This window comes from Kitasatospora sp. NPDC048286, assembly GCF_043201735.1.
In the GTDB taxonomy this organism is placed as follows: domain Bacteria; phylum Actinomycetota; class Actinomycetes; order Streptomycetales; family Streptomycetaceae; genus Kitasatospora.
In genome coordinates this window covers 1-6954 of the sequence record NZ_JBICZE010000038.1, presented here as the reverse complement: position 1 = coordinate 6954, position 6954 = coordinate 1, and the positions used below count along the sequence as shown (strand labels likewise).

Here is a 6954-nt window from a genome sequence, read left to right as displayed (position 1 = left end):
ACGGCGACCAACCCGAGCTCGGGCTCGTACGGACTGGGCCAGGCGCTGCCGGCCTCCAAGATGGCCTCCGCGGGTGCGGACTGGAAGACCAACCCGACCACCCAGATCAAGTGGGCGCTGGACTACATGAACACCCGCTACGGCAGCCCGAACGCCGCCTGGAACTTCTGGCAGTCCCACCACTGGTACTAAGCCGACCCATCGGCTTCCCCTCACCCCGGGGCCGGACAGGGACCACCGGAGTGACCCACGAGGGCCTGTGCCCGCGCGAGAGCGCGACCACAGGCCCTCGTGCCGTTTCCCGAACGTCCGGACAGCGTGGCGGCGCTGCGCATCGGTGACGACACCGTCCGCAAGGGCGGCCGGCCGACCTCGCGGCCGACCGGGGGCTCGACGGGCAGCCGGATCAGCCCGGAGAGGGCAGGGCCGAGGAGTGGTGGTTGAGGATCAGCCACCTGCCTCCACGCAGCTCGTAGACGAAGGTGTACCGGGCGTCGACCGTGGACTTGTCGCCGTTCTTGTCGGTCAGCGTGAACTGGTAGAGACCCGTGTCGACGGCGCTCGTGGCGTCCAGGACGGTGATGAACCGCTCCTGGATCTTTCCGACGGGCTTGCTCGCCAGGAACTTCGTGAAGTAGTCGACGATCCCGGCGCGACTGGTACGGATGTCGGAGACGGTCGGCAGCAACACGGCATCGGGAGCGTAGAGGTCCGCGACACGGTTCGGGTCGCCGGTGGCCAGAGCCGCGTTCCACTTGTCGAACAGGGCGGCGATCTGTTGTTCGGTGGGGAGTTGGGTGGCACTCACCACGACGCTGCGCGTAGCGGGAGGCTGGGCGCCGCTTGCGGTCCCGTACGTCGTCCCCGTTCCCGTGAACAGAGCGGCGGCGGTGAGGGCGACCGCTGCACAGTACTTGCGTCTCATGAACGCCTCCTGTGTCGTCGGTGGTCCATCAGACGGACTCGCCCAGCGTCTCTCGGCGGAGCTGCCCATGCACCTCGAAGCGACGGGGGAGCGGCCACGCGTTGATCGACTTCTGCGATCCGCTCGTCTTCGGAGACGAGAAGGCCGAAGCCCGTCGTCGCTCTTCTGCCGTCACACGGCCATCTCCAGGACGTCCGGCGGCAGCCCGTGCGCCGTAGGCGGCCGCGCCGGAGGTGTTGTGGATCCGACGGAGCGTCAGGTTCGTCAAGCCCGGTAGGCGCTGCGCGCGTTCGCCGTGCACGCCCACCCCTCCCAGCCCGTCGCGAAGACACCGCATCGACGGCACGGCCGGCCCGCCCGTCGCGGACGCGCTGCAGTTCCTCGGCGGCGCCAGGGTCGTCCTGGCCACCGCCTCGAACTCCGCCGCCATCACGGCGACCGTGGACGGGCTGTCCCACCGGGGCGAACCGGTGGTCATCGGCGCGGACACCGAGCCGTTGGGGATCGTCCCGGTCCAGCTGCTCATGCGCGCCCGGACCGTCCGCGGCCACCCGGCCGGCAGCGCGCGGGACATCCGGGACGCCATGGCGTTCAGCGCCCTGCAGGGAGTTCGCCCGATGATCGAGACCGTGCCGCTCGACCGGGTCGGCGAGGCGTACCACAGGATGCTCCGCACTGCCGCCCGCTTCCGCATGGTGCTCATCACCGGAACGGGGTGACGGGAGACCGTCAGGCCGCCCCGGGGCACAGGGCTTGGTCGACGCGTCTCCCAATCTTCCTCTGTGCGACTGATTGGTTACCCAGCGCTATGATGTTGATCATGTTCATTCTTGAGCTGACCTACATCGCGCCGCTCGAGCGCATCGAAGCGGCCCACCCCGAGCACGTCGCCTGGCTCGACTCGAACTACGAATCCGGTGTCTTCATCGCATCGGGCCCCAAGGACCCCCGCGATGGTGCGGTCATCGTGGCGGTCGGTGTCGACCGGACGCAGATCGAGGACATCACCAGGAGCGACCCGTACTCGGTGGCCGGGCTGGCCGAGTACACGGTCACGAACTTCCTCGCGATGAGGACTTCGCCGGCGCTGGAGGAGTACCGGCACCAACCGCCGCCGTCCCGGTAGTCGCTCGGCCCGTGCTCCTCGTGGCGGCAGCACCCGGGAGAGGGGGTGTGCGGGCTCGCTCCGACGGAGTCGATGAACCGGTCACCGCTCCCGGCGGACGGCGAGCAGGGCCGCGTCGTCCGTCAGCCCGGAGCCGACGTACGTCCGCACGTCCAGGAGCAGCTCGTCCAGCAGGGCGTCCGGCTCCTCGTGCGGCAGGGCGGCCAGGCGCTCGGCGAGCGGGTAGAACCGGTTCGCCGCGTCCCGGGCCTCGGACACGCCGTCCGTGTAGAGCAGCAGCAGGTCGCCGCGGTCGAAGGCGAGCGACTCGGCGTGGTAGTCCCCGCCGACCAGGCCGAGCAGCGCCAGCGGCGGTGCGTCGACGGACGGCTCGACCGTGCTGACCTGACCGTCATGGCAGAGCAGCGGCGGCGGGTGTCCGCAGTTGACCACGACCGCCGGTCCCGGCGTGTCGGGGATGCTGACCAGAACCGCCGTGACGAACTCCTCGCTCGCCGGACGACGAACGAGCGCCGAGTCCAGCCGCCTGGCCACCTCCACCAGATCCGGCTCGGCCCGCGCGGCCTCACGGAACACCCCCAGCACGTCGGCCGCAGTCTCCACCGCGGCCAAGCCCTTGCCGCACACGTCGCCGAGGAACAACCGCACCCCGTACGGGGTCGGCATCACCTCGTACAGATCCCCGCCGATCCGTGCCTCGGCCTCCGCCGCCACATAGCGCACCGCGACCGCCAGCGGCCCCATCCGCCGGGGCGCCAGGCGCAGCAGGGCACGCTGCGCGGCCTCGGCGACCGTGTGGACCCTGGCCAGTTCCCGCTCCTGGGTCATCACCACCACGACGTTGGCGCAGCTGAAGAAGGTGACCATGACCACTGCGGCCGCCACGGTCGCCATCACGACCGCGGGCACGGCGGCGTCGTAGGCCGCCATGGCGACGACGAGCGCGCTGGCGACCACCCCGGCCGTCAGCGGGACGGTGGCCCGGCGGGTGCCCACACCGGCCAGGACGGGGAGGGCGGCGAGTATCGGGGCGAACGTGACATCGGGCCCGCTGACGAAATCCAGCGTCACCGTGATCGCGATCAGCACATAACCACCGATCGTGACCCGGCGCGACCACCTGGGCAGGAACCGCGGCGAACGCCACGCCCTCGTGTTCGAGACATCAGCCATCGGACTGCCCTTCTGTCCCACTCGTCCCCACAGCCGCGTCGTTTCCCCCACTCCACAGTTAAACGTCTCTCCTCTCCCGGATCGACCGGCAGTGCCGCGTCGACACCTCCGGCCCGCCCGATGCGGCCCGCGCCCCGGAGCCGGACGCGCTCGGCGTGATCCGGGGAGCGCCGATGGCCGGTCGTGGTCGTCAGCCCTCGTCGGGCAGGGCCTGCTCGGTCCAGATGGTCTTGCCGTCCTCGGTGTAGCGGGTGCCCCAGCGCTCGGTGATCTGGGCGATGATGTACAGGCCGCGCCCGCCCTCGTCGTCCCGGGCGGCCTGACGCAGGTGCGGCGAGGTGTGCCCGGTGTCGGAGACCTCGCAGATCAGGCTGCGGTCCCGGATCAGCCGGACCCGGACCGGCCCGGGGGCGTACCGGATCGCGTTGGTGACCAGCTCGCTGACGATCAGCTCGGTGGTGAACGCGAGCTCCGCCAGGCCCCATTCGTCCAGCCGGTCGGTGGCCAGGCGACGCGCCCGGGCGACCGCCGCCGGGTCGGGCACCAGCTCCCAGTCGGCGATTTGCCCGGCGTCGAGCCGGCGGGTGCGGACCAGCAGCAGGACGGCGTCGTCGTCCACCGGCCCGGGCAGCAGGGTCGCCAGCGCCTCGTCGCACAGGCTCTCCAGCGGCCGGTGCAGCCCGGCCAGCGTCTCGGCGAGCCCGCGCCGGCCGTCGACGGCCTCCACCAGGCCGTCCGTGTACAGGGCGATCAGGCTGCCGGCCGGCAGGTTCAGCTCGGCGTGCTGGAACGGCGGGCCGCCCTGCCCCAGCGGCCGCCCGGCCGGCAGCTCCGCGTAGCGGACGCCGCCTGCCGGGTCGGCCACGACGGGCGGCGCGTGGCCTGCCCGGGCCAGGCTGCACCGGCCGTCGACCGGGTCGTACACCGCGTACAGGCAGGTCACGCCGCCGCCGCGCGGGCTGCCCTGGCCGTTCTCCTCGCGCACCACGTCGTCCAGGCGGGCGAGCAGTTCGTCCGGATCCAGGTCCATCCGGGCCAGCACCCGGACGCCGACGCGCAGCCGGCCCATCGCGGCGGCGGCCCGCAGACCGTGGCCGAGTACCTCGCCGACCACCAGGCCGACCCGGCTGCCGGACAGCGGGATGACGTCGTACCAGTCGCCGCCCACCCCGGAGCGGGTGTCGGCCGGCAGGTAGCGGCTGGCCGACTCGACCGCGCTCAGCGCCGGCAGCCGATGCGGCAGAAGGCTGCGTTGCAGCCGCAGCGCCGCGGTGTGCTCCCGGGTGACCACCGGCATCAGCGCCGCGCCGATCAGCAGCGCGCCCAGCCCCAGTACGGTCACCCCGCCGACCTGGCCGAACAGCGGCAGCCGGAGGGAGGTCGCGCCGTAGCCGGGGGCGGCGTAGACGTGGAAGGCGGCGTAGCAGAACAGGAACAGCATGATCAGCCCGCCGATCCCGGGCAGCACGCCCTTGAACAACAGGTCCCGGCGGCTGCGGGTGAGTACCCGGCGGTAGTACCAGACGCAGGCGAAGCCGGTCAGACCGTAGTAGAAGGCGATCGCCAGGCCCACCGAGCCGATGGAGTCGGCCAGCACGTTGCGGCTGACCGAGGTGAGCAGCACCAGGAAGGCGATCGACACCAGCCCCATGCCGACGGTCGACCAGGTCGGGGTCAGGAACCGGCGGTGCAGCCGGGCGAAGCCGGACGGCACGGTCTTGTGCGCGGCCATCGAGAAGACGGTGCGGGCGGTCGGCAGGATGGTGGTCTGGGTGGAGGCGACCGCCGAGGTCAGCACCATCAGGATCAGCAGTTTGGTGAGTGCGTGGCCGAGCCCGGCGGTGCCGAACACCGCCCCGCCGAGGCCGGAGAGCACGTCTCCGGAGTTGTCCGGGTTGGCCAGCCCGATGCCCGTGGTGCCGACTCCGGCGAAGGCCTGCGCCGAGGTGGCGACCAGACCGTAGATGCCCAGCAGCAGCACGGTGGACAGCACGGCGGCCCGCCCGGGGGTGTGCCGGCTGTCCGCGGTCTCCTCGTTGACGGTGAGCGCGGTGTCCCACCCCCAGTAGATGAACACCGCGGCGAGCACCCCGGTGGTCAGCGCCTGGGGGGAGGGGACGTTCAGCGGATTGAACCAGGAGGCGGAGACGTGCGCCGCGGTCGGCGGGCCGTCGGTGTAGACCTTGACCAGGGCGGTGACGGCGAGAAGCAGCAGGACCGCGACCTCCAGGCAGAGCAGCCAGCGCTGCACGGCCGCCGACACCTCGATGCCGACGTAGCAGACCGCCGTCATCAGGGCGATCCAGACCACCCCGGCCACGGTGGTCCATATCCGGCTGGTCGCCAGCGACTCCAGCCCGACCAGCCGGAAGCCGTAGATGCCGGCGATCTCGGCCAGGTTCGCCATCGCGATCACGTCGGCGACGATCAGGCCCCAGCCGCCCATCCAGCCGGCTCGTGGGCCGAATGCGCGGGTGGCCCAGGTGAAGGTCGTCCCGCAGTCGGCGTCGACGGCGTTCAGTTCCCGGTAGGCGTACGCGATCAGCAGCATCGGCACGAACGCCAGCATGGTGATGATGGGGGCCTGCAGTCCCACCCCGGCCACGATCACTCCGAGCGTCGCCGCCAGGCTGTATGCGGGCGCGGTCGAGGAGATCCCGATCGCCACCGAGGAGAACAGCCCCAGGGCGCCCGATCTGAGCCCCTTCTCACCGGGGCCGGGCCCGGGTGCGAGCGGTGTGGCGGACTCGGCGGGGCGAGGGGAGCTCTTCACACCAGTTACCCACTCCGCGTCTCGCGGCGGCAAGCCTTGCGATCACCATTCTCCCCGCCCGCCGGGAGGGCCGCCAGACGGGCTCGACGCGCGGCGCGGCGGGCGGCCATGGCCCGGATACGCGATTCCCGGGCCGGGCCGCGCACCGGGTGGGGCCGAGCCGAGAAGGCCGTGGACCCGGGCAGGGAGCCGGAGGAGCCTGACCAGGATCCTGCTGTCGGTCTGGAAGAAGTCGTGGTCGGCGTACGGGACACCGAGCAGCGCGCAGTCACCAGTGACGGCACGGGCAGCGCGAACGCCGGGACGGGGTCCACCGGCCCGGGGCCGGCGAGCATGGCGCCGATCAGATCGTCGACGATCTTCTGGACCAGTCGAGGGGCGTATCAGCGCTGTTCCTCCGGGTGGCCCTCGGCCTCCCAGCGGGTGTGGAGGATTCCGTCCCGGTCGACCCGGCGGTAGGTGTGCGCGCCGAAGAAGTCCCGCTGTCCCTGCACCAGTGCGGCGTCGGCGCCGGCTTCCGGCCCGGGCGCGAGCGCATCGAGCCGGCTGTGCCGGGGGAGTGGTCGCGTGTGTGACGCCGGTCTCGGTCGGAGGGGGATCGTCCACACTCAGAGCGTCGGCGACAGTTCGGTCAGTGACCGGTAAACCGGACAAACCGTGACATAAACCGTGAGCCCGCTCACGCCGGAAAAGGTCCACGACGGACGATAGTGGCCGTGCACCGCCGCCGCCCGCGAGCCCGCCCGCGACATCTGCGCAGCTCAGCACGTTGGCCGACCGCGCAACCCGCCCCGCGGACCAGTGCCGTCCGCCCATGGCTACGACGGCGGATCGTAGCGAGGGGGTCTTGTCGGTGACCGGTCCCGCCTGGCAACAATTGCTGCATCAAGCCACACCGGCACCTGTCCCGCCGGTGAACGGCCTACCGCCAAGCCACGCCCCGCGACCGTTCGGCCC

General features: G+C 71.7%; 4 protein-coding genes and 4 pseudogenes. 3 read left to right on the top strand and 5 right to left on the bottom strand.

The features are described 5' to 3' along the window. Window positions 1–192 (top strand): annotated as a pseudogene (locus tag ACGF13_RS40185) (lytic transglycosylase domain-containing protein); the annotation flags it as partial. A 214-nt stretch (window positions 193–406) separates the two neighbouring features. Here the strand turns inward: ACGF13_RS40185 and ACGF13_RS40180 are convergent. Continuing rightward, window positions 407–925, bottom strand: coding sequence for an SgcJ/EcaC family oxidoreductase (locus tag ACGF13_RS40180; protein ID WP_392884592.1), 519 nt, complete (start codon window positions 923–925; stop codon window positions 407–409). A gap of 329 nt (window positions 926–1254) precedes the next feature. Here ACGF13_RS40180 and ACGF13_RS40175 point away from each other — a divergent pair. Beyond that, a pseudogene (locus ACGF13_RS40175) lies at window positions 1255–1644 on the top strand (alcohol dehydrogenase); the annotation flags it as partial. A 101-nt stretch (window positions 1645–1745) separates the two neighbouring features. Further along, entirely contained in the window at window positions 1746–2051 is a 306-nt protein-coding gene (locus ACGF13_RS40170; protein WP_392884590.1) for a YciI family protein, read from the top strand. A gap of 81 nt (window positions 2052–2132) precedes the next feature. On the opposite strand, the gene ACGF13_RS40165 is transcribed toward ACGF13_RS40170, so the two are convergent. From ACGF13_RS40165 to ACGF13_RS40150, 4 genes and pseudogenes are all read right to left on the bottom strand, one after another. Beyond that, the gene (locus ACGF13_RS40165) at window positions 2133–3140 is read right to left on the bottom strand and encodes a PP2C family protein-serine/threonine phosphatase (protein ID WP_392884589.1); all 1008 of its coding nucleotides are present in this window, start codon (window positions 3138–3140) and stop codon (window positions 2133–2135) included. Between the two features lie 274 nt (window positions 3141–3414). Further along, on the bottom strand, window positions 3415–5997 hold the full coding sequence (locus ACGF13_RS40160; RefSeq protein ID WP_392884588.1) for a SpoIIE family protein phosphatase: 2583 nt from the start codon (window positions 5995–5997) through the stop codon (window positions 3415–3417). Between the two features lie 201 nt (window positions 5998–6198). Next, window positions 6199–6365 (bottom strand): annotated as a pseudogene (locus tag ACGF13_RS40155) (cytochrome P450); the annotation flags it as partial. Window positions 6366–6380: 15 nt separating this feature from the next. Beyond that, window positions 6381–6500: pseudogene (locus tag ACGF13_RS40150) on the bottom strand (hypothetical protein); the annotation flags it as partial. Window positions 6501–6954 lie beyond the last annotated feature (454 nt).

Bases quoted from the DNA above. Each gene is read 5' to 3' on its own strand.
- ACGF13_RS40180 (WP_392884592.1), bottom strand. From the start codon at position 925: ATGAGACGCAAGTACTGTGCAGCGGTCGCCCTCACCGCCGCCGCTCTG.
- ACGF13_RS40170 (WP_392884590.1), top strand. From the start codon at position 1,746: ATGTTCATTCTTGAGCTGACCTACATCGCGCCGCTCGAGCGCATCGAA.